The sequence below is a fragment of the Magnetospirillum moscoviense genome, assembly GCF_001650635.1.
GTDB classification, from domain to species: Bacteria; Pseudomonadota; Alphaproteobacteria; order Rhodospirillales; family Magnetospirillaceae; genus Magnetospirillum; species Magnetospirillum moscoviense.
This window is the reverse complement of sequence record NZ_LWQU01000137.1, coordinates 20,146-38,612: the sequence shown is the minus strand read 5'-3', so window position 1 is coordinate 38,612 and position 18,467 is coordinate 20,146. Positions and strand designations below refer to the sequence as shown.

24 protein-coding genes and 1 tRNA gene are annotated in these 18,467 nt (G+C 65.6%); 2 read left to right on the top strand and 23 right to left on the bottom strand.

The window, feature by feature from the left end; genetic code table 11:
* Together A6A05_RS10310 and A6A05_RS10305 are read right to left on the bottom strand one after the other, a co-directional pair.
* On the bottom strand, positions 1–394 hold a 394-nt coding region (locus A6A05_RS10310; RefSeq protein WP_156521001.1), incomplete at its 3' end, for an IS110 family RNA-guided transposase.
* A 104-nt stretch (positions 395–498) separates the two neighbouring features.
* Positions 499–1,293, bottom strand: a complete 795-nt coding sequence (locus A6A05_RS10305; RefSeq protein WP_068500222.1) for a cytochrome C assembly family protein — start codon at positions 1,291–1,293, stop codon at positions 499–501.
* Positions 1,294–1,399: 106 nt separating this feature from the next.
* On the opposite strand from A6A05_RS10305, the gene A6A05_RS10300 reads away from it, so the two are divergent.
* A complete protein-coding gene (locus tag A6A05_RS10300; protein ID WP_068500239.1) occupies positions 1,400–2,554 on the top strand; it encodes a bifunctional 2-C-methyl-D-erythritol 4-phosphate cytidylyltransferase/2-C-methyl-D-erythritol 2,4-cyclodiphosphate synthase in 1,155 nt (384 codons plus the stop codon).
* Here the strand turns inward: A6A05_RS10300 and cutA are convergent.
* The 12 genes from cutA to A6A05_RS10240 all read right to left on the bottom strand — a co-directional run bounded on the left by cutA (position 2,551) and on the right by A6A05_RS10240 (position 9,516).
* Positions 2,551–2,877: a divalent-cation tolerance protein CutA gene (gene cutA, locus A6A05_RS10295; protein ID WP_068500220.1), complete on the bottom strand. Its 327-nt coding sequence runs from the start codon at positions 2,875–2,877 to the stop codon at positions 2,551–2,553. The genes A6A05_RS10300 and cutA overlap by 4 nt on opposite strands.
* A 75-nt stretch (positions 2,878–2,952) precedes the next feature.
* Positions 2,953–4,029: a sugar phosphate isomerase family gene (locus tag A6A05_RS10290; protein WP_068500218.1), complete on the bottom strand. Its 1,077-nt coding sequence runs from the start codon at positions 4,027–4,029 to the stop codon at positions 2,953–2,955.
* A gap of 136 nt (positions 4,030–4,165) precedes the next feature.
* Positions 4,166–4,459, bottom strand: a complete 294-nt coding sequence (locus A6A05_RS10285; protein WP_068500215.1) for a type II toxin-antitoxin system RelE/ParE family toxin — start codon at positions 4,457–4,459, stop codon at positions 4,166–4,168.
* Positions 4,459–4,668, bottom strand: a complete 210-nt coding sequence (locus tag A6A05_RS10280) for an addiction module protein (protein WP_068500212.1) — start codon at positions 4,666–4,668, stop codon at positions 4,459–4,461. The genes A6A05_RS10285 and A6A05_RS10280 overlap by 1 nt, the downstream gene beginning before the upstream one ends.
* A gap of 179 nt (positions 4,669–4,847) precedes the next feature.
* Positions 4,848–4,924: transfer RNA gene (locus A6A05_RS10275), tRNA-Pro, on the bottom strand.
* A 120-nt stretch (positions 4,925–5,044) separates the two neighbouring features.
* Positions 5,045–5,647 (bottom strand): MerR family transcriptional regulator, encoded by a 603-nt coding sequence (locus A6A05_RS10270; protein WP_068500210.1) that lies wholly within the window; start codon positions 5,645–5,647, stop codon positions 5,045–5,047.
* Complete coding sequence (locus A6A05_RS10265) at positions 5,647–5,967, bottom strand: integration host factor subunit alpha (RefSeq protein ID WP_068500207.1); 321 nt, start codon at positions 5,965–5,967, stop codon at positions 5,647–5,649. Before A6A05_RS10265 ends, A6A05_RS10270 begins: the two co-directional genes overlap by 1 nt.
* Before the next feature lie 108 nt (positions 5,968–6,075).
* A complete protein-coding gene (locus A6A05_RS10260) occupies positions 6,076–7,047 on the bottom strand; it encodes a beta-ketoacyl-ACP synthase III (RefSeq protein ID WP_342670020.1) in 972 nt (323 codons plus the stop codon).
* Positions 7,048–7,058: 11 nt separating this feature from the next.
* Positions 7,059–8,114 (bottom strand): phosphate acyltransferase PlsX, encoded by a 1,056-nt coding sequence (plsX, locus tag A6A05_RS10255; protein WP_068500201.1) that lies wholly within the window; start codon positions 8,112–8,114, stop codon positions 7,059–7,061.
* Between the two features lie 31 nt (positions 8,115–8,145).
* Positions 8,146–8,334 carry a 50S ribosomal protein L32 gene (gene rpmF, locus A6A05_RS10250; protein ID WP_068500199.1) on the bottom strand — a complete coding sequence of 63 codons (189 nt, stop codon included), beginning with the start codon at positions 8,332–8,334 and terminating at the stop codon, positions 8,146–8,148.
* A gap of 88 nt (positions 8,335–8,422) precedes the next feature.
* A complete protein-coding gene (locus A6A05_RS10245) occupies positions 8,423–8,962 on the bottom strand; it encodes a YceD family protein (protein ID WP_068500197.1) in 540 nt (179 codons plus the stop codon).
* A complete protein-coding gene (locus A6A05_RS10240) occupies positions 8,959–9,516 on the bottom strand; it encodes a ubiquinol-cytochrome C chaperone family protein (protein WP_068500195.1) in 558 nt (185 codons plus the stop codon). The genes A6A05_RS10245 and A6A05_RS10240 overlap by 4 nt, the downstream gene beginning before the upstream one ends.
* 121 nt (positions 9,517–9,637) lie before the next feature.
* Between A6A05_RS10240 and A6A05_RS10235 the strand changes: the two genes are divergently transcribed.
* Entirely contained in the window at positions 9,638–10,087 is a 450-nt protein-coding gene (locus A6A05_RS10235) for an outer membrane protein assembly factor BamE (RefSeq protein WP_068500193.1), read from the top strand.
* Positions 10,088–10,425: 338 nt separating this feature from the next.
* On the opposite strand, the gene A6A05_RS10230 is transcribed toward A6A05_RS10235, so the two are convergent.
* The 9 genes from A6A05_RS10230 to nrdR form a co-directional block, all read right to left on the bottom strand.
* A complete protein-coding gene (locus A6A05_RS10230) occupies positions 10,426–12,504 on the bottom strand; it encodes a sodium-translocating pyrophosphatase (RefSeq protein ID WP_068500191.1) in 2,079 nt (692 codons plus the stop codon).
* A 203-nt stretch (positions 12,505–12,707) separates the two neighbouring features.
* On the bottom strand, positions 12,708–13,175 hold the full coding sequence (locus A6A05_RS10225) for a flagellar basal body-associated FliL family protein (RefSeq protein ID WP_068500189.1): 468 nt from the start codon (positions 13,173–13,175) through the stop codon (positions 12,708–12,710).
* Entirely contained in the window at positions 13,172–14,170 is a 999-nt protein-coding gene (thiL, locus tag A6A05_RS10220) for a thiamine-phosphate kinase (RefSeq protein ID WP_068500187.1), read from the bottom strand. Before thiL ends, A6A05_RS10225 begins: the two co-directional genes overlap by 4 nt.
* A gap of 28 nt (positions 14,171–14,198) precedes the next feature.
* Entirely contained in the window at positions 14,199–14,687 is a 489-nt protein-coding gene (nusB, locus tag A6A05_RS10215; RefSeq protein ID WP_068500185.1) for a transcription antitermination factor NusB, read from the bottom strand.
* On the bottom strand, positions 14,684–15,136 hold the full coding sequence (locus tag A6A05_RS10210; RefSeq protein WP_082910859.1) for a 6,7-dimethyl-8-ribityllumazine synthase: 453 nt from the start codon (positions 15,134–15,136) through the stop codon (positions 14,684–14,686). The genes nusB and A6A05_RS10210 overlap by 4 nt, the downstream gene beginning before the upstream one ends.
* A 12-nt stretch (positions 15,137–15,148) precedes the next feature.
* Positions 15,149–16,303, bottom strand: coding sequence for a 3,4-dihydroxy-2-butanone-4-phosphate synthase (gene ribB / locus A6A05_RS10205; RefSeq protein ID WP_068500183.1), 1,155 nt, complete (start codon positions 16,301–16,303; stop codon positions 15,149–15,151).
* Positions 16,275–16,868 (bottom strand): riboflavin synthase, encoded by a 594-nt coding sequence (locus A6A05_RS10200; protein ID WP_068500181.1) that lies wholly within the window; start codon positions 16,866–16,868, stop codon positions 16,275–16,277. The genes ribB and A6A05_RS10200 overlap by 29 nt, the downstream gene beginning before the upstream one ends.
* Positions 16,869–16,883: 15 nt before the next feature.
* On the bottom strand, positions 16,884–17,960 hold the full coding sequence (gene ribD, locus A6A05_RS10195) for a bifunctional diaminohydroxyphosphoribosylaminopyrimidine deaminase/5-amino-6-(5-phosphoribosylamino)uracil reductase RibD (RefSeq protein WP_068500179.1): 1,077 nt from the start codon (positions 17,958–17,960) through the stop codon (positions 16,884–16,886).
* A 16-nt stretch (positions 17,961–17,976) separates the two neighbouring features.
* The gene (gene nrdR, locus A6A05_RS10190; RefSeq protein WP_068500177.1) at positions 17,977–18,444 is read right to left on the bottom strand and encodes a transcriptional regulator NrdR; all 468 of its coding nucleotides are present in this window, start codon (positions 18,442–18,444) and stop codon (positions 17,977–17,979) included.
* Between the last annotated feature and the right edge of the window lie 23 nt (positions 18,445–18,467).

Below are 18,467 nucleotides of genomic sequence, written 5' to 3'. Positions count from 1 at the left end.
CGACCAGAAGGCGGCGGGCGCGATGGAGCATGAGAACGGCCTGGGTGTCCTCGCTCTTGACCGGAACGAATCGCATGTGCGGCCGCGTCACCGCCTCGGCAATCGCCGCCGCGTCGGCTGCGTCGTTCTTCCGTCCCCGCTTGACGTAAGGCTTGACCTCAGATGGCGGAATCAACCGAACTTCGTGGCCCAGCTTGGACAGAACCCGGGCCCAATAATGGGACGAGGCACACGCTTCCATTCCGACAACGCAGGACGCCAACTTGGCGAAGAATCTTACGACCTCGCTCCGACGCAATTGCCGCCGAAGCGTTACCGCACCAGCCTCATCAATACCGTGAACCTGGAAGACCCGCTTCGCCAGATCCAACCCAATCGTGCTAATCTCGGTCATGGACGGTCCCCTCGAATGGTGTGTCTCGACAACCACCATCTTGGCGCATTGCGACGCCGGTGAGCAGGGGCCGTCCACCCCATCAATTCATTGGCCGGTTGGTATTACAGCAGGACCTGGGTGACGAACTTGACGCCAGGATAGGCCAGGGTGACCAGCAGATAGGCCACCAACACCACGCGGGCGGCCAGGCGGCCGCGCACGCCGCAGACCCGGTGACCCAGCAGCAGGGCGCCGATCAGGGCGAACGACACCAGCGACAACAGCGCCTTGTGGTCCAGGCGCAGCAACGATCCGGTTTCGAAATACTGGGTGGCCATGCCGGTGGCGATCCCCAGCCCCAGAATGATCTGGCCGGCCATCAACAGGCATCCGCTCAAAGATTCGCCCTCGACCACCGCCGGCAGCATGCGGGTCAACGGGCCGGGGCGCTTCTTCTTCAGGGCGCGTTCCTGCAGAAATACCGCCAGCGAGGCCATGGCCGCCAGGGTCAAAAGCCCATAGGTCAGCACCGACACCAGGATATGCAGGTCCAGCCACACCGCCGGAGCGCTGGCCACCATCGGCTGCCCGTGCCCGCTGATCACCGAGGCCAACAGGCCCAGCAGCAGCAGATAGGGCATCACCAGCGGCGCCAGGCGCCATCCCACCCGGGAAAAGGCCGCCAGGGCGGCGAACAACAGCAAGGTGGTGGCGATGCTGACCCACAGGGCGACGCCCAGGTCGGTCTGCCAGGATTGCGACAATTGCAGCCAGGCCCACGCGCCCGAGCCGGCGGCGGCGAAGATGATCGCGCCCCAGAACACGCCGTCGCGCGCCGCCACTGGGCGAAACGCCAGCAAGGCGGCGGGAAGCAGACTGACCAGGGCCAGAAGGTTGAGAAGGATCGAACCCGACATGGCGGCGACTATACCATTGTTTCCGCCCAGGAAAAGATGCTCGTCCACTTGGCAAGCACGCGCGGCCGGCATAGATTTGCCGCCGAACAGGCAGGATGGCGTGCTGATGGCGAAGGTAGTGGCGCTGGTGGTGGCGGCGGGACGAGGACACCGCATGGCAGGGGCCATCCCCAAACAATATCGCGACCTGGCCGGACGGCCGGTCTTGCGCCATACGCTGGCGGCCCTGGCCGCGGATCCGGTCATTTCCGCCGTCCGGGTGGTCATCCATCCCGACGATCGCGAGCTTTATGACCGGGCCGCCGCCGGCCTGGGGCTGCTGGAACCGACCCATGGCGGCGCCACCCGCCAGGATTCGGTGCGGTTGGGGCTGGAAAGCCTGGCCGACCTTTCCCCCGATCTGGTGCTGATCCATGACGGCGCCCGCCCCTTCGTCGATCCCGGCACCGTCGGCCGGGTCGTCGCCGCCCTGGCCACCCAACCCGGCGCCATTCCGGCACTGCCGGTGGTCGATACCTTGAAGCGCGGCCAAGACGGCCTGATCGGCGCCACCGTCGATCGTTCCGGCCTGTGGCGGGCGCAGACGCCGCAAGGCTTCCGTTTTGCCGACATCCTGGCGGCCCACCGGGCCCAGGCCGGGCGCGAACTGACCGACGATGCCGCCGTCGCCGAAGCCTGCGGCCTGAGCGTCGCCCTGGTCGAGGGGTCCGAGGACAACGTCAAGATCACCACCAATGCCGACCTGGAGCGCGCCGAGGCCCGTTTCCAAGGCATTTTCGAGACCCGCATGGCCACCGGCTTCGACGTTCACCGTTTCGCGCCGGGAACCGGGCTGTGGCTGGGGGGCGTGTTGGTCCCGCACGACCAGACGCTCGAGGGTCATTCCGACGCCGACGTGGCGTTGCACGCGCTGACCGATTCCTTGCTGGGCACCATCGGGGCCGGCGATATCGGCCACCACTTCCCACCCGGCGATCCGCGCTGGAAAGGCGCGTCGTCCGACCGTTTCCTGGCCCATGCCGCCAGTCTGGTCGAAGCCAAAGGCGGCCGCATCGTCCATGTCGATGTGACGGTGATCTGCGAACGCCCCAAGGTCGGGCCGCATCGGGCGGCCATCCGCGCCCGCATCGCCGAAATCCTGGGGATTTCCCAATCCCGGGTCAGCGTCAAGGCCACCACCACCGAGGGCCTGGGCTTCACCGGCCGGCGCGAGGGCATCGCCTGCCAGGCCGCCGCCACCGTCGCCCTGCCCGTGGGTTAAATCCGCGCCGTTTCGGCCGCCAGCCAGCCCAGAAAGGCCGGATTGCCGCCATCGATGGCGATCGCCACCACGCAGGGGCAGCTATAGGGATGAAGGGCGCGCAGACGTTCGGTCGCCTCGGGCACCAATTCGGTGCGGGTCTTCAGGATCAGCGCCACTTCCGGCTCGTCATTGACCTTGCCGTCCCACCAATAGACCGACTGGATCGGCCCCAGAAGGTTGGCGCAGGCCGCCAGCCGCTCGCCCACCAGGGCGTGGGCCAGGGTCATCGCCACATCGCGCGACGGCGCCGTGACATAGAGCAGCGAAAATCCGGTGTCCATGGCTTTAAAGATTGTCCACCGGCGCCTTTTCGGTCAACGCCATTCGATACCTGCACGAGATGAATGTTCGATAAACTAACTACGTTCGCAGGCGCCAAGGGTGGGAACCAGGAAATCGACCGCCTGATCCACCCCCGTCGGAACCGCAACCGGCTGTTTCGGCAAGCAAAACAACTTTCGCAGTAGCATTTCCAGGCTGCCGTCGATCAGGCTTTCCGCCGAAATGGACAGGGCCTGGGTGTGGGCTTGAAGCCAGTTGTCGAGGTGGGGGCATTCCGGCCAATCCGGCCGCGCGACATACAGGACCGGGGTGCCGACCATGCCGGCCTCGGTGAAGGTGCCGTAGCCCGGCTTGGTCACCACCACATCGACCGAGGCGACCAGGTCGGAAAATGTCAGGCCCGAGGCCTGCCAGGGCGCCATGTCGGGGCGATCCGGCACCTGCCCGCCCCCCAGGAACCAACGCCAGCCGGGCAGGCTGGGCCAGGCTTCCAGGGCCAGCGGATGATCGATGCCGCCGAAGGCGACCAGCCCGACTTTTTCGCCCGGTGCGGCGATCTGGTCCCGCCGGTTGCGGCCGGGCGCGGCGATCGGGCCGATATCGATGACATTGGGCAAGGTCATGGTCTGGGCTGGAATGCAGCGAAGAAATGCACGGGCCGAGCCATAGGCCGCGCGGATTTGCGCCAGTACCGGCGCCATGTCCGGGCGGTCGCCCAGATAGTGTGCCACCATGTCGGCCCAGTTCAGCGACGACAGCGCCACGGCGGGAATGCCGGCCCGGCCGGCGGCGGCCAGCGGCACGTAGGCGACATTGCTGAGCACCAGATCGGGCCTGGCGGCGGCCAGGCGCGCGGCCTCGGCATCCATCAGGCGGTCGAAATCGCGGTGCAGGGTGATATAGCCGGCGGCGCTGGATTCCAGATCGATGGCCACCGAGGACAGCATGCGAAAGCCGAAATCGGCGATGTCGGGAACCAGGGTGAAATCGCGGTAGCGGCTGTCCAGGAACGGGCGGGAAATTGTGGTCTGGATGGTGAGCTGCAGACCGGGCAGCCGCCGGCGCAGTTCAGCCACCACCGGCGCGGTCATGGCGGCATGGCCGAAACCGTGGGGCGACAGCGCCAGCCAAAGATGCGGTGCGTGGTTCATGATGGTCGGGAATAGACGGTTGGGCCGAGGCGGTCAACCGAATGAGGCTGGCTTTCGGGAGGCATCGTGATGCCTCGGTGAAAAGCCGCACCGGTAGGCCAAGAAAGGCCGCCGACCCCCTTCGAAGGAGTTTTAATCAAGCCCGCTCGTGCCAACGGCGCGGGTTTCGGCTGGCATGAAAACAGGCGATCACATGCACCGCCTGGGGCGTGATCCGGAAATACAGGGCATACGGAAATTTTTGAAGCACCGCCCGGCGAATTTCTTGCCGTATGCGGGGGAATTGATGGGGGCGCTCCGCGATCCTGGACACCAGGGCGTCAGCATCGGAAGAGAAACGCGCCCCCAAACCGGGACCGCGCGCTTCGTACCAGTCCGCTGCCTCGAAAAACTCGGTGCGAGCCGCCGGGGAGAAAACAACCGGCAGCATTACCGGTATCGGCTGGCCGCTTCCGCCCGGATCGTCTCCCAGGGCACGGAGGCGGGCAAATCGGCGTCCGCAGTCGCAAGCCGCCGGTCGAGTTCTTCCCCCTGCTCCTTGGTCGGCGGAACGTCCGCGCCATCCAGGCTTTCCCAAAGGGCTTCGATCAATTCAAGGCGCTCACTGGGTGAAAGATGGGCAAACTCGATCCGGGGCATGGTGGGGGTTCCTGAATTCGCTGTCGGGCAGAATAGCACAGCGAGGCCCCAACCGGGACTCCAATGCATCCTCAGCCATGTTCCGCCATGTGTTATCCCGCACGCTTTGGTGCACGTTCGGGATAACACGCCCCAGAAATGCTAAAGCCCTGAAATCTTGCGATTTCAGGGCTTTAGAATGGTCGGAGCGGCGGGATTCGAACCCACGACCCCCAGTCCCCCAGACTGATGCGCTACCGGGCTGCGCTACGCTCCGACCGTGACCGGGATTGGCGGGAAGACCGCGGAAAATCCCGGAAACTCTGTGATCCGGCGACGTCGCCGCCGGAAGAGGGGCGCACTATACTCAGGCCCCCTGCCCTATGCAACCCCTTCGTCAGCGTGGCTGCAGCAGCAGACGCAATTGTTCCAGCTCGTCCAGAATCTCGTAAAGTTCCTGGCGGACCGAAGGCCCGATCGCCGCACTCGGCAAAGCCGCTGCGGGCGCCACAGGGGCCGGCGGGACCATGGCCGGCAGGTCCGGGGCGGCGGCGGGCTCGTCCTCGTCAGGCAGCTCGAAATCGGCTTCCTCGCCGCCTTCCTCACCGTCCTCGAGCCCGTCGATGTCGACATCGTCACTGTCGCCTCCGTCGGGGGCGGCGGTGTCGATCAGCGGCAGTGCCAGCTCGGCCTGGGCCTTGGCGGCGGCGACCACGTCCTTGGCGCCGCCTTCGCGCAGCAGCTTCTGCACGCCCTTGATGGTATAGCCTTCGCTGTACAAGAGATCGCGGATGCGCCGCAGCAGGGCGACGTCTTCCGGGCGGTAATAGCGCCGCCCGCCGCCGCGCTTCAGCGGCTTGACCTGGGGGAACTTGCTTTCCCAGAAGCGCAGCACGTGCTGGGGCACGTCAAGGTCTTCGGCGACCTCGCTGATGGTGCGAAAAGCGGCTTCGGACTTTCCGGTCCGGCGCCCCGACGCCGACTCTGCGTCGGCGGTCATCACTTCCCGGCCTTGGCCGCGGAAACCGGCCCGTCATTGACCTTCTTCTTCAGCAATTGCGACGGCCGGAACACCAGCACCCGACGGGGCAGGATCGGCACCTCGTCGCCGGTCTTGGGGTTGCGCCCGACCCGCTGGCCCTTGGAGCGGACCGAGAAGCTGCCGAACGACGAGATCTTCACCGACTCGCCCCGGGCCAGGGCGGCCGACACCTCGTCCAGCACCGCTTCCAAGAGATCGGCGGATTCGTTTCGGGACAGGCCCACTTCCTGATAGACGGCCTCGCTCAGCTGAGCGCGGGTGATGGTCGTATCCGACATGACGCGTGATCCCGTGATCGGGTGGAGGAACTCCACTGACCCTAACCACAAGGTGGAAACGGGTCAATATCAAAGGGATGCGAGCGGACCTTGAATCGGTTCCGGAACCTAAAGGCGGACCAGCGCCGCCCCCCAGGTAAAGCCGCCGCCCATGGCTTCCAGCAGCACCAACTGACCGGGCTTCAGGCGCCCGTCATTGAAGGCCTCGGTGAAGGCCAGCGGCACCGAGGCCGCCGAGGTGTTGGCGTGGCGGTCGACGGTGATCACCATGCGATCGGTCGACAGGCCCAGCTTGCGGGCGGTGCCGTCCAGGATGCGGCGGTTGGCCTGGTGCGGCACCACCCAATCGATGTCCGCAGCGGCCAGGCCGTTGGCATCCAAGGCCTCGCCCACCACCTGGGCCAGGTTGGCGACGGCGTGGCGGAACACTTCCTTGCCTTCCATGCGCAGATGGCCGACCGTCTGGGTCGAGGACGGGCCGCCATCGACATACAGCAGATCGTGGTGCCGACCGTCGGAATGCAGATGGGTCGACAAGATGCCGCGATCCTGGTTGGTGCCCTCGGCCTGGGCCGCCCGCAAGACGATGGCGCCGGCGCCGTCGCCGAACAGGACGCAGGTGCCGCGATCGGTCCAATCCAGGATGCGCGAGAAGGTCTCGGCGCCGATGACCATGGCGGTCTTGGCCTGGCCGGCCTTGATGAAATTGTCGGCGATCGACAGGGCGTAGACGAAGCCCGAGCACACCGCCTGGACGTCGAAGGCAGCGCCGCCGGTCATGCCGATGCGGGCCTGGACCTTGGTGGCGGTGGCGGGAAAGGTGTGGTCGGGCGTGGCGGTGGCGACGATCAGCAGATCCAGCTCGGCGGCGGCGATGCCGGCGGCTTCCAGGGCGCGCTGGGCCGCGATGGTGGCCAGGTCCGAGGTGGTCTGGCCGTCGGCGGCCAGATGGCGGGCGCGGATACCGGTGCGCTCGACGATCCATTCATCCGAGGTGTCGACCATCCGGGCCATTTCGGCATTGGTGACGACGCGCTCGGGCAAATAGGACCCGCAGCCGACGATCTGCGACCGCACAATCATTTGGGACCTCAGAGGTTGCCGGCGGCAAGCCGCGTTGTTTGGGATTCCGCCGCGTGCAGATGCTCGACCTCGCGGCGGATGCGGTCGTTGTAGCCGTGCGCCACCAGATCGACGGCGGTACCGACCGCGTTGGCGAAGCCGAAGGCGTCGGTGCCGCCATGGCTTTTGACGGCGATGCCGTTGAGGCCCAGGAACATGGCGCCGTTATAGCGGCGCGGGTCGGTGCGGACCTTGACCTTGTGCAGCGCGTGGCGCGCGAACAGATAGCCGATCTTGGCCAGCAGGGAATTCTTGAAGCCTTCCTTCAGGCAGGTGGCATACAGCCGCACCGTGCCTTCGGCGGTCTTCAGCGCGATATTGCCGGTGAAACCGTCGGTCACCACCACATCGACCGTGCCGGCGCAGATGTCGTTGCCCTCGACGAAGCCGTGGAAACGGATCGGCAGGCCGCTGTCGCGAAGCGTGGCTGCGGCGGTCTTGACCGCGTCGTTGCCCTTCAAGTCTTCGGACCCGACATTCAACAGGCCGACGGTCGGCTTTTCCAGCCCCAGCACGGCGCGGGCGAACACCTCGCCCATCACCGCGAACTCCACCAGATTGTTGGCGTTGCAATCGACGTTGGCGCCCAGGTCCAGCATCACCGTTTCCCCCTTGATGGTGGGAAACAGGCCGGCGATGGCCGGGCGGTCGATGCCGGGCAGCATGCGCAGCACGAACTTCGACACCGCCATCAGCGCGCCGGTATTGCCGGCCGAAACCACGCCGGCCGCCTCGCCGCGCGCCACCGCGTCCACCGCCAGCCACATGCTGGAACGGCGACCGGTGCGCAGCACCTGGCCGGGCTTGGCGTCGTTCGACACCGCCTCGGTGGTGTGGTGAATCGTGCAGACGGCGTCCAGATCCGGATACCGTTTCAACAACGGTTCGATCCGGGCCTGGTCGCCGAACAGCATGTAGCGCACGTGCGGCAGCCGGACATGAGCCATGCGCAACCCGTCGATCACCATATCGGGGGCGTGGTCGCCGCCCATGGCGTCGATGGAAATGGTGACGGCTGCGCTCACGGTGCCGTGCTCCGCTGGCGGGGGTTACGCTTTACGCGTTGGCTTCGCCCTGAGCCACGATCTCGCGCCCGTCATAATGACCGCACGAACCGCAGACGTGATGCGGCAGCTTCACTTCGCCGCAATTCGGGCATTCGACCCCGGTGGTCTTCGGCAGCGCATGATGCGCGCGGCGCATGTTGCGGCGGGACTTGGAGGTCTTCTTCTTCGGCACAGCCATTGTCGTCTACTCTCAGCTCTGAAGCCCTTACGGGAAAGGGAGGTTTATTAGCCAAAAAGGGGGGCAAGAGCAAGGGGATGCTTGCCCCTTAGCGCTTTTTTTCATGAAACCGTGCCAATGCGGCGAACGGGTTGGGCTTGGTCTCCGGTTCCGGGGGCTCGATTTCGACGCCAACATACGCGGTTCCGGGCTTCCTGGGAAAGGGATCAATTGCCAGGGCCAGATGTTCGGCGATCGCCTCGCCCACATCGATGGCGCCATCGACGATCGGCTCGGGCGGGTCCTCGTCATCGATGGACAGGTCGATCTCGCCCCCATCCTCTTCGGTGCCGCCGCCGAAGGTCATCGAGAAGCGGGTATCGATCTCGGCCTCGATAGGTTCGAGGGTCACCACGCAGGTCTGCACCAGCCGCGCCGTGATGGTGGCGGCAAGCCGCACCATGGTCCCGCCGGCGATGGCCTTCAAGGTGACCTGGGCGTCCAGGGCGGAAATCTCCACCAGATCGAAACGATCGGCCAGGGCCGCCCGCTCGGCCGGGCTGGCGGTCACCTTCATCTCGGTGCCCTTGGCCGAAATCTGGTCGATGCGCACCAGGCGCGACATCTCGGGCGGCGGCAGATCGATCATGACCGCACCTGGCCGGGCGGAAGGAACGAAACCGTGCCGGCCAGCAGGGCGTCGTCGCCCTGGGCCTCTAATGCGGCTTCCTGCGCATGCATATAGGCCATCATCGCCGCCACCTGCTCCTGAGCGGGCGAGACCTTCTGATAGAGGTTGCGGCCCAGCGCGGCGGCCAGGGCCGCCTGGCCCTCGTCGCGGGCCTTGTCATAGGCCGCCAGCCGGCCATAGAAGGCCTCGGCCATGCGGCGCACCCGCTTGCCGACGCCGGTGTCGGTGACGCCCAGCTCGCGCAGGTTCTGGTCCATGTCGGCGAACATCAGGTCGAAGGTGGCCTGCGACACCTGGCGGGCCTCGAGGGAGTCGATCCGGCCCAGCCGGCGCACCAGCAGATAGGCATTCAGGATCAACAGGTCGAACCGGCCCTCCAGCGTGTCGGCCACCCCCAGATCGGTGTAGAAGACCGGCTGACGGCTTTGGGTGACCAGCGCGCGGTAAAGCGCGATTGCGGCCTTCTCGCGACGACGGCGGTCCGAGAAACGGCGAATGGTGGCAAGCGGCATGGGGAACGATGGATCCGATCATGTGCGGGGTCGTTGACAATCGAGGCCCCGGGCGTGCAATGTTCGTCACCAAAATGGCGGCGAAGCGCGCCCGCTGTCAATGCTTCGGCCAAGGTCGACCATGAAGAATCCGATCAGCACCCTTGTTATCGTCGCGAGCCTTTCGGTGGTGGCGGCGTCTTGCACCAAGACCGTCGATAATCGCGGTCACCTGCCCCAGGCCGAGGAATTGGCCGCCATCAAGCCGGGCAAGTCCACCCGCGAGGATGTGCAGGCCCTGTTGGGCTCGCCGTCGGCCACCCTCAATTACGGCGATGAAAGCTGGCAGTACGTTTCCGCCAAGTCGGAGACGGTGGCCTTCTTCAAGCCGAAATTCGTCGAGCGTCAGGCCATCAGCATCACCTTCGACCGCGCAGGATTGGTCAAAAGCGTGACCACCCGCAACATGGAAGACGGCCAGGTGGTCGAGGTGGTCGACCGCGAGACCCCGACCGCCGGCAAGGAATTGTCGATCCTGGAACAGGTGGTCGGCAATGTCGGCCGCTTCTCGAAGGATTCGGCGGCGAAGTAGAGCGTCGGGCCTTTGATAGGGGCAGTTCCCCCCATCCGTCATGGCCAGGCTTGGATCACCTTCGGGCATGCTGCGGCGTGAAATTTTGTTGAACCACAGAGACACAGAGGCACAGAGGTGTCCGACCCGTGGCGACAGGGTTGCCCCACGAAAATCCCCTCTGTGCCTCTGTGCCTGTGGTGAATTGAATTTTCCTCACCCACCGGCACGGACTTCACGCCCCGGACTCCGCCCAGGTCACCTCCGGTGCTGTCGGGTTAAATTCCCGCACGACCATCCAAGACAACAAAAAACCCCGGTCGTTTCCGACCGGGGTTTCTTGTTTCAAAACCTGATGATCAACCAGCCACCATCGCCAGCAACAAGATGGCGACGATGTTGATGATCTTGATCATCGGGTTGACGGCCGGGCCGGCGGTGTCCTTGTAGGGATCGCCGACAGTGTCGCCGGTCACCGCCGCCTTGTGGGCGTCGGAACCCTTGCCACCATGATGGCCGTCTTCGATGTACTTCTTGGCATTGTCCCAGGCACCACCGCCCGAGGTCATCGAGATGGCCACGAACAGGCCGGTCACGATGGTACCCAGCAGCATGGCACCCATGGCGGTGAACGCGGCCCGCTGATCGGCGGCCAAGAGGATCACGAAGTACAGCGCCACCGGCGACAGGACCGGCAGCATCGACGGGATGATCATCTCCTTGATCGCCGCCTTGGTCAGCATGTCGACGGCACGACCGTAGTCGGGCTTGGCGGTGCCTTCCATGATGCCGGGGATTTCCTTGAACTGGCGGCGGACTTCCACCACCACCGAACCGGCGGCACGACCGACCGCCTGCATGCCCATGGCACCGAACAGATAGGGCAGCAGACCGCCGAGGAACAGGCCGATCACCACATAGGGATCCTCAAGGCTGAACGTGATGTTCAGGTCGGGGAAGTAGTGCTTCAGGTCCTCGGTGTAGGCCGCGAACAGCACCAGCGCGGCCAGACCGGCCGAACCGATGGCATAGCCCTTGGTGACCGCCTTGGTGGTGTTGCCGACGGCGTCCAGCGCGTCGGTGATCTTGCGGACCTCCTTCGGCAGTTCGGCCATTTCGGCGATGCCACCGGCATTGTCGGTGACCGGGCCATAGGCGTCCAGCGCCACGATCATGCCGGCCAGGGCCAGCATGGTGGTCGCCGCCACCGAGATGCCGAACAGGCCGGCGATCTTGTAGGCGACGATGATGGCGATCGAGATCACGATCACCGGCAGGGCGCAGGCTTCCATGGAAACCGCCAGACCCTGGATCACATTGGTGCCGTGACCGGTGGTCGAGGCCTGAGCCACCGAGCGGACCGGGCGATAATCGGTACCGGTATAGTACTCGGTGATCCACACCAACAGGCCGGTGACGACCAGGCCGATCAGGGCGCACATGAACAGGCCCATGCCGGTGATGGTCTTGCCGGCAGCGTCGAAGGTGGCGTCGAAGCCGCCCAAGGTGGTGCTGATGACGCCGGCGATCAGGACCGCCGACAGCAGTCCGGTGACGATCAGACCCTTGTACAGGGCCTTCATGATGTTGTTGCTGGCATCCAGCTTGACGAAGAAGGTGCCGACGATCGAGGCGAAGATGCAGACGCCGCAAATGACCAGCGGCAGCATCATCATCGATTCCTGGGCGGCACCGGTGAAGAAGATCGAGCCCAGCAGCATGGTGCCGACGACGGTCACCGCATAGGTCTCGAACAGGTCGGCGGCCATGCCGGCGCAGTCGCCGACATTGTCGCCGACGTTGTCGGCGATCACGGCCGGGTTGCGGGGATCATCCTCGGGGATGCCGGCTTCGACCTTACCCACCAGATCGGCACCGACGTCGGCGCCCTTGGTGAAGATGCCACCGCCCAGACGGGCGAAGATCGAGATCAGCGAGGCGCCGAACGACAGGGCCACCAGGGCTTCCAGCAGCTTGCGCGGGTCGATGCCCGTGGTCTTCAGGAAGGCGTAATAGCCGGCGACGCCGATCAGACCCAGGCCGACCACCAACAGACCGGTGATGGCGCCCGACTTGAAGGCGACGTCCAGGGCCTGCTGCATGCCACCCGAGCGCGCCGCCTCGGCGGTGCGGACGTTGGCACGAACCGACACGTTCATGCCGACATAGCCGGCGACGCCGGACAGCACCGAGCCGATGACGAAGCCGACCGCCTGGTACATGCCCAGACGGGCGGCCAGGATGACGGCGACGCCAACGCCGACGATGGCGATGGTGGTGTACTGACGATTGAGATAGGCGGCAGCGCCTTCCTGGATGGCACCAGCGATTTGCTGCATGCGTTCAGTGCCGGCGGACGTCGCCATGACGGACTTGATGGCATAGGCTCCGTAGAGCAGCGCCAGCACGCCGCACGCGATGACGAAGAGACTTAGCATGTTGTTTCGATCCCCTGAGCAGCTTTATTGACTTTCGCGCCCTGGATGCAACCGGCGTAACGTGTCGGATCAAGCATGGAGGACAACGCAAGCGGCTGAAAAGCTGCCAGAAGACCGGACCTTATGCAATCGATTGCTACCGATTTGAAAGGTTCTTCGCAATTATAAGAATTTACTAATTCAATGACAATTGCGACCCGGCGTCATTTTACCGTCGATTGCTCGATCAAGACATCCTTGACCATGCCGGCACCAAGCACCTTGTCAGCCTGATATTGCAGACGGCGCTGGATGGCGGCGTGATCCAATTGCGGCTGATTGCGCAAATGGCCGGGAAGAAACGACATCATTTCCTGCAAGAAGGCGCTTTGCAGTCGCGGCAGGTTCTGCGCGACCTTTTCTTTTTTCTCGTACGGGACTTCAAGCTTGATGATCATCTCGGCCTGTTTCTTGACCTCGCGGTCCTGCACAACCGGAACGATCAGAATGCCGAATTCGACAAAGCTGGGCGGGGTCACCGCCGGCACCTTTGGCGCGTTGGGGTCGGCCGGAGCGTTGCCGACCAACTGATTGAACTTGTCCAAGGGGTCGATGCCCCAGAAATACAGGCCGCCGATCAGGCCGCCGACCATGATCAGGAAGGCGAGGACGATGAACAGCAGGCGGATCATGCCGGTTCACCCCGGAAATGGCGCCAGCCCTGCCGGGGCAGAAGAACGGCCTGGCCGTCTCGGTCCAGGACGGTGACGCCCGTGCCGGCGGTGATGCACCCGATCTCGGTCAGCGACGTGTCGGTCTCGCGGGCAAGCGTCAGCAAGAGATCGGTTCCTTCCCGAGGAGCGGTGAACAGAAGTTCGTAATCATCGCCGCCGGTCAGCACCGTGGCAAGTCGCGATTGATCGGCCGCGACCACGGCGCGGGCCGCCGCCGACAGCGGCACCTTGTCCGCCTCGACCACAGCGCCGACGCCGGACGCCCGGCACAAATGGCCGAGATCCTGGACCAGCCCGTCGGACACGTCCATCGCTGCCCGGGCCACGCCGACCAGCCTGGGCCCCAAAAGGCTGCGCGGACGCGGCAGCCGGTAGCGATCGGCTAGGGCGTCCCGATGTTCGGCCGAGAGGTCCAGCAGCCCCCCTTGCGCCGCCAGCAGCCCCAGCGCGCCGTCACCGATGGTACCGCTGACCCACAGGCGGTCGCCGACCTGGGCGTGACGGCGCAACAGCGCCCTGCCCGCCTCGACCCGGCCGAAGGCGGTCAGCGACAGGGTCAGCGGACCGGGCGTCGATACGGTGTCGCCGCCGATCAGGGCGATGGCGTAACTTTCCACATCCTGCTTCAGCCCGGCGGCGAAGGTTGTCAACCACGCCATTGACACATCGGTCGGGAAGGATGCCGCCAGCAGCACGGCGAAGGGCACCGCCCCCTTGGCGGCCAGATCGGACAGATTGACGCGGATCAGCTTGCGGGCGACCAGATCCGGCGGATCGTCGGGCAGGAAATGCACGCCGGCGACCATCGCATCGACGGTGACCACCAATTGCTGACCGTCCGGCACCTCCAGCAAGGCGGCGTCGTCGGTCAGGCCCAGCGCACCGGGATAGGACGCGGCCAGCGGGGCAAACAATTCGGCGATCAGGGCGAATTCGTCAGGCTGAGTGCTCACGCTCGCCCCCTTTGGACCCAGGGTCGGCCTAGGCGCCGCCCTTGGCGAACTCGTCGGGCCGCACCGCGCGGGCGACCTTGTCCAGCACGGCATTGACCAGGCCCGGTTCGGGACCGGAATAGAAGGCGTGGGCGACATCGACATATTCGGAAATCGCCACCCGGGTCGGGGTCTGCGGCCGCATCTTCAGTTCCAGCGAACCGGCCCGCAAGATGGCCCGCAACACCGCTTCCAGGCGGTCCACCGTCCAATCCCGCGTCAGCGCCGCCCCGATCAGACGGTCAAGCTCGGCGCCGTCGGCGGCGACGCCGGTGATCAGGAAGGTGGCCAGATCCAGATCGGGTTGGGCCATGCCGCCGCGCGGCTCGCCCTCGACCCGCTCGCGCAGATGGTCCAGCGCCTGGGCGACGCTGTCGTCGCCGATTTCCATCGAGTAAAGCGCCTGAACCGCGGCCAAGCGGCCGGCGGAACGACGGGCGGCGCCCGGATTGGGGCTGCGCGCGGGTGACTTGCTCATTGGTCCAGTTTCAGTTGGCGTTTGATGTCGAGCATGCGCAGACAGGCCCTGGCCGCCATGCCACCGATATTCTTGCGGGTCGGGTCGGCCCGCTTCAAGGCCTGGGCCTCGTTGTGCACCGTCAGGATGCCGTTGCCCAGCGCCAGATGATAACGCAGGGATAAATCGCAGCATCCACGCATGCTTTCCGTGCACACATGATCGTAATGATCGCTTTCACCGCGAATCGCCGTCCCCAGGACGACATAGCCGTCATAGCGCCGGGCCGACGGGTCGCGCCCTTGCGCCGCCACCGCCATTTCCAGGCAGGCCGGGATTTCCAGCACGCCGGGAACGGTCAGCACGTCGCAAGTGGCGCCGCCCTGGGCCAGCGCCTGCTTGGCGCCGTCCAGCAGCATGTCGGCCAGATGGTCGTAGAAGCGGGCTTCCAGGATCAGGATATGGGTCACGGGCACCCTCCCCTAGGCCTGGTTGATGGGTTGCTGGCCGACCACTTCGAGGCCGAAACCTTCCAGGCCGACGATGGTCTTCTTGGTGTTGGACAGCAAGGTCATGCGGCTGACGCCAAGATCCAGCAGGATCTGGGCGCCGACGCCGTAATCGCGCAGTTCGACCGGGGCCGGCTTGGAATCCAGCTGGGCGCGGACCCGGTCGGACAGGCTGGTCGGGCGCGGCTCGCGCACCAGCACGATGATGCCGCGGCCCTTGGCGGCGATCGTTTCCATGGCGGAATGGAGCTGACCGGCCTTGCCCGAGCCCTGGTCGCCCAGCACGTCGTCCAGGATGTTGACGGCATGGACGCGCACCAGCACCGGCTCGTCGCCGCCGCCGGCGATGTCGCCCTTCACCAGGGCGATATGCTCGGCGTAAGCCACCTGGTTGACATAGACCACCATGCGCCAGTCGCCGCCCCATTTGGAATGGAACGGGGTCTCCAGCTCGCGCCGCACGATCTTGTCGTGGCGACGGCGATAGGCGATCAGGTCGGCGATGGTGGCGATCTTCAGATTGTGTTCCTGCGCGAACTTCACCAGATCGGGCAGGCGGGCCATGGTGCCGTCGTCGTTCATGATCTCGCAGATCACGCCGGACGGGTTGAGACCGGCCAGGCGCGAGATATCGACCGCGGCCTCGGTATGGCCGGCGCGCACCAGCACGCCGCCCTCGCGGGCCATCAGCGGGAAGACGTGGCCGGGGGTGACGATGTCGCCCTGGCCCTTTTCCGGGTCGATGGCGACCTGGACGGTGCGGGCGCGGTCGGCGGCGGAAATGCCGGTGGTCACCCCTTCGCGCGCCTCGATCGACACGGTGAAGGCGGTCTGCATGCGGGTGCCGTTGTCCCCGCTCATCGGCCGCAGGTTCAATTGCTCGCAGCGGGACCGGGTCAGCGACAGACAGATCAGGCCGCGACCGAACTTGGCCATGAAATTGATGGCGTCGGGCGTTGCCATCTGGGCCGGAATGACCAGATCGCCCTCGTTCTCGCGGTCCTCGTCATCGACCAGGATGAACATGCGGCCCTGGCGGGCCTCGTCGATGATCTCGTCGATCGAAGACAGGTACTGATGATATTCGGAAACCACCGGCTCATTCCTTCTCAAGCAGGCGGGCAACATAGCGCGCGAGCATGTCGATTTCCATATTCACACGGCTGCCGACTTGCAACTGCCCGAAAGTGGTGACCGATTGGGTATGGGGGATGACATTGATGCCGAAATTCCGGCCGTCAACCTCGTTGACAGTCAGGGAAACGCCGTCCAAAGCCACCGAGCCCTTGGGGGCGACGAACTTGGCCAGCTCGGCCGGCGCCTCGAAGACGAAGCGCATGGACTGGTTCTCGGGGGTGATCGACACCACGCGGGCGACGCCGTCGACATGGCCCGAGACGATATGGCCGCCCAGCTCGTCGCCGATGCACATGGCGCGTTCGAGGTTGATGCGGGTTCCCTCGGCCCAGTCGCCCAGGGTGGTCTTGGACAGGGTCTCGGCCGAGGCCTCGATGGCGTACCAGCCCGGCCCGGTCTCGATGACCGTCAGGCACACGCCGTTATGGGCGATCGAGGCGCCGATGGCGATGGTGGCGGTGTCATAGGCGGTGTTGATCTCGAAGCGGGATTCCTGCCCCGCCCCCTTCACCACCCGGCGAACCTGCGCCAAATCGGTCACGATACCGGTGAACATCGAACGCCAACTCCGTTAGAGGACTTTGTAGAATTCAACCCGATCGGCCCCGACGGACCGGGATTCGGTCATCTCGAAGCGCGGCGTCTGCGCCAGATGATCGATTCCGAAGCCGACGGCGGCGGCCAGACCGTCGCCGCCGATCATCCGCGGCGCCCGGAACCACACCAGCCGGTCCACCAGCTTGGCCCGCAACAGCGCCGCCGTCAGGTGGGCGCCGCCTTCCACCAGGACGCGGGTGATGCCGCTTTCGGCCAGGATCATCAGGGCGGCGCCCAGATCGACGGTATGATCGGGGCCTTCCGGCACCTCGACAACGTCCACGCCGGCTTCTTCATAGACGGCGCGGCGGTTGGCGTCGCAGCCATCCAGGGTCAGCACCCAGCACGGCACCTCGTTGGCGGTGGCCACCAGCCGGCTGGTCAGCGGCAGGCGCAGGCGGCCATCGACCACCACGCGGACCGGCGAACGTTCTTCCAGGCCGGGCAAACGGCAGGTCAGTTCGGGATCGTCGATCAGGGCGGTGCCGCTGCCGACCATGATGGCGTCGGTCTCGGCCCGCAACAGATGGGCCGCCTGGCGGGCGGAATCTCCGGTGATCCAGCGGCTTTCGCCGCCATGGGTGGCGATGCGGCCATCCAGAGAGGTGGCCAGCTTCAAGGTCACTTCCGGCCGGCCCTCGCGGATCTTCAGGAAGAATCCGGCGTTCAGGTCACGGGCCTCGGCCTCGCAGATTCCGGTGATGACATCAAGCCCGGCCTCGCGCAGCCGCGCCAGGCCGCGCCCGGACACCCTGGGGTCGGGATCTTCGGTCGCCACCACCACCCGGGAAATGCCGGCGGCGATCAAGGCGTCGGCACAGGGCGGGGTCTTGCCGTGATGGGAACAAGGTTCCAGGGTGACGAAGGCGGTGGCGCCGCGGGCGTCGGAACCGGCCATGGCCAGCGCCTCGGTCTCGGCATGGGGGCGCCCGCCCGGTTGGGTCCAGCCGCGCCCGACCACCCGCCCGCCATGGGCGATGACGCAGCCGACCGCCGGATTGGGCCAGACATTGCCAAGGCCGCGCCGAGCCAAAGCCAGCGCGGCCCGCATGTGGGCCCTGTCGAGGTCAGTCGTCGTCGATGCCACCGACCACCATCTTTCCCAGGAAATCCTCGAAGTCCTTGGCTTCGCGGAAATTGCGATAGACCGAGGCGTAGCGGACATAGGCGACCTTGTCGAGGTCCATCAGCACGTCCATCACCAGCTCGCCGACATATTTCGACGGCACCTCGTTCTCGCCCATGCTTTCCAGGCGGCGATGGATGCCGTTGACGATGCGTTCGATCTGATCCTCGTCGACCGGGCGCTTCCTCAGCGCGATGCGCAGGGATTTGACCAGCTTCTCGCGGTCGAAGGGGACGCGCACGCCATCCTTCTTGACCACCACCAGGTCGCGGATCTGCACCCGCTCGAAGGTGGTGAAACGCGAGCCGCAGGCCGGGCAGGACCGGCGGCGGCGAATGGCCGAGTTATCCTCGGTCGGCCGAGAATCCTTCACCTGGGTATCGTCGTGACCACAAAACGGACAGCGCATGCATTCCCCCCTTCCCGATCCGG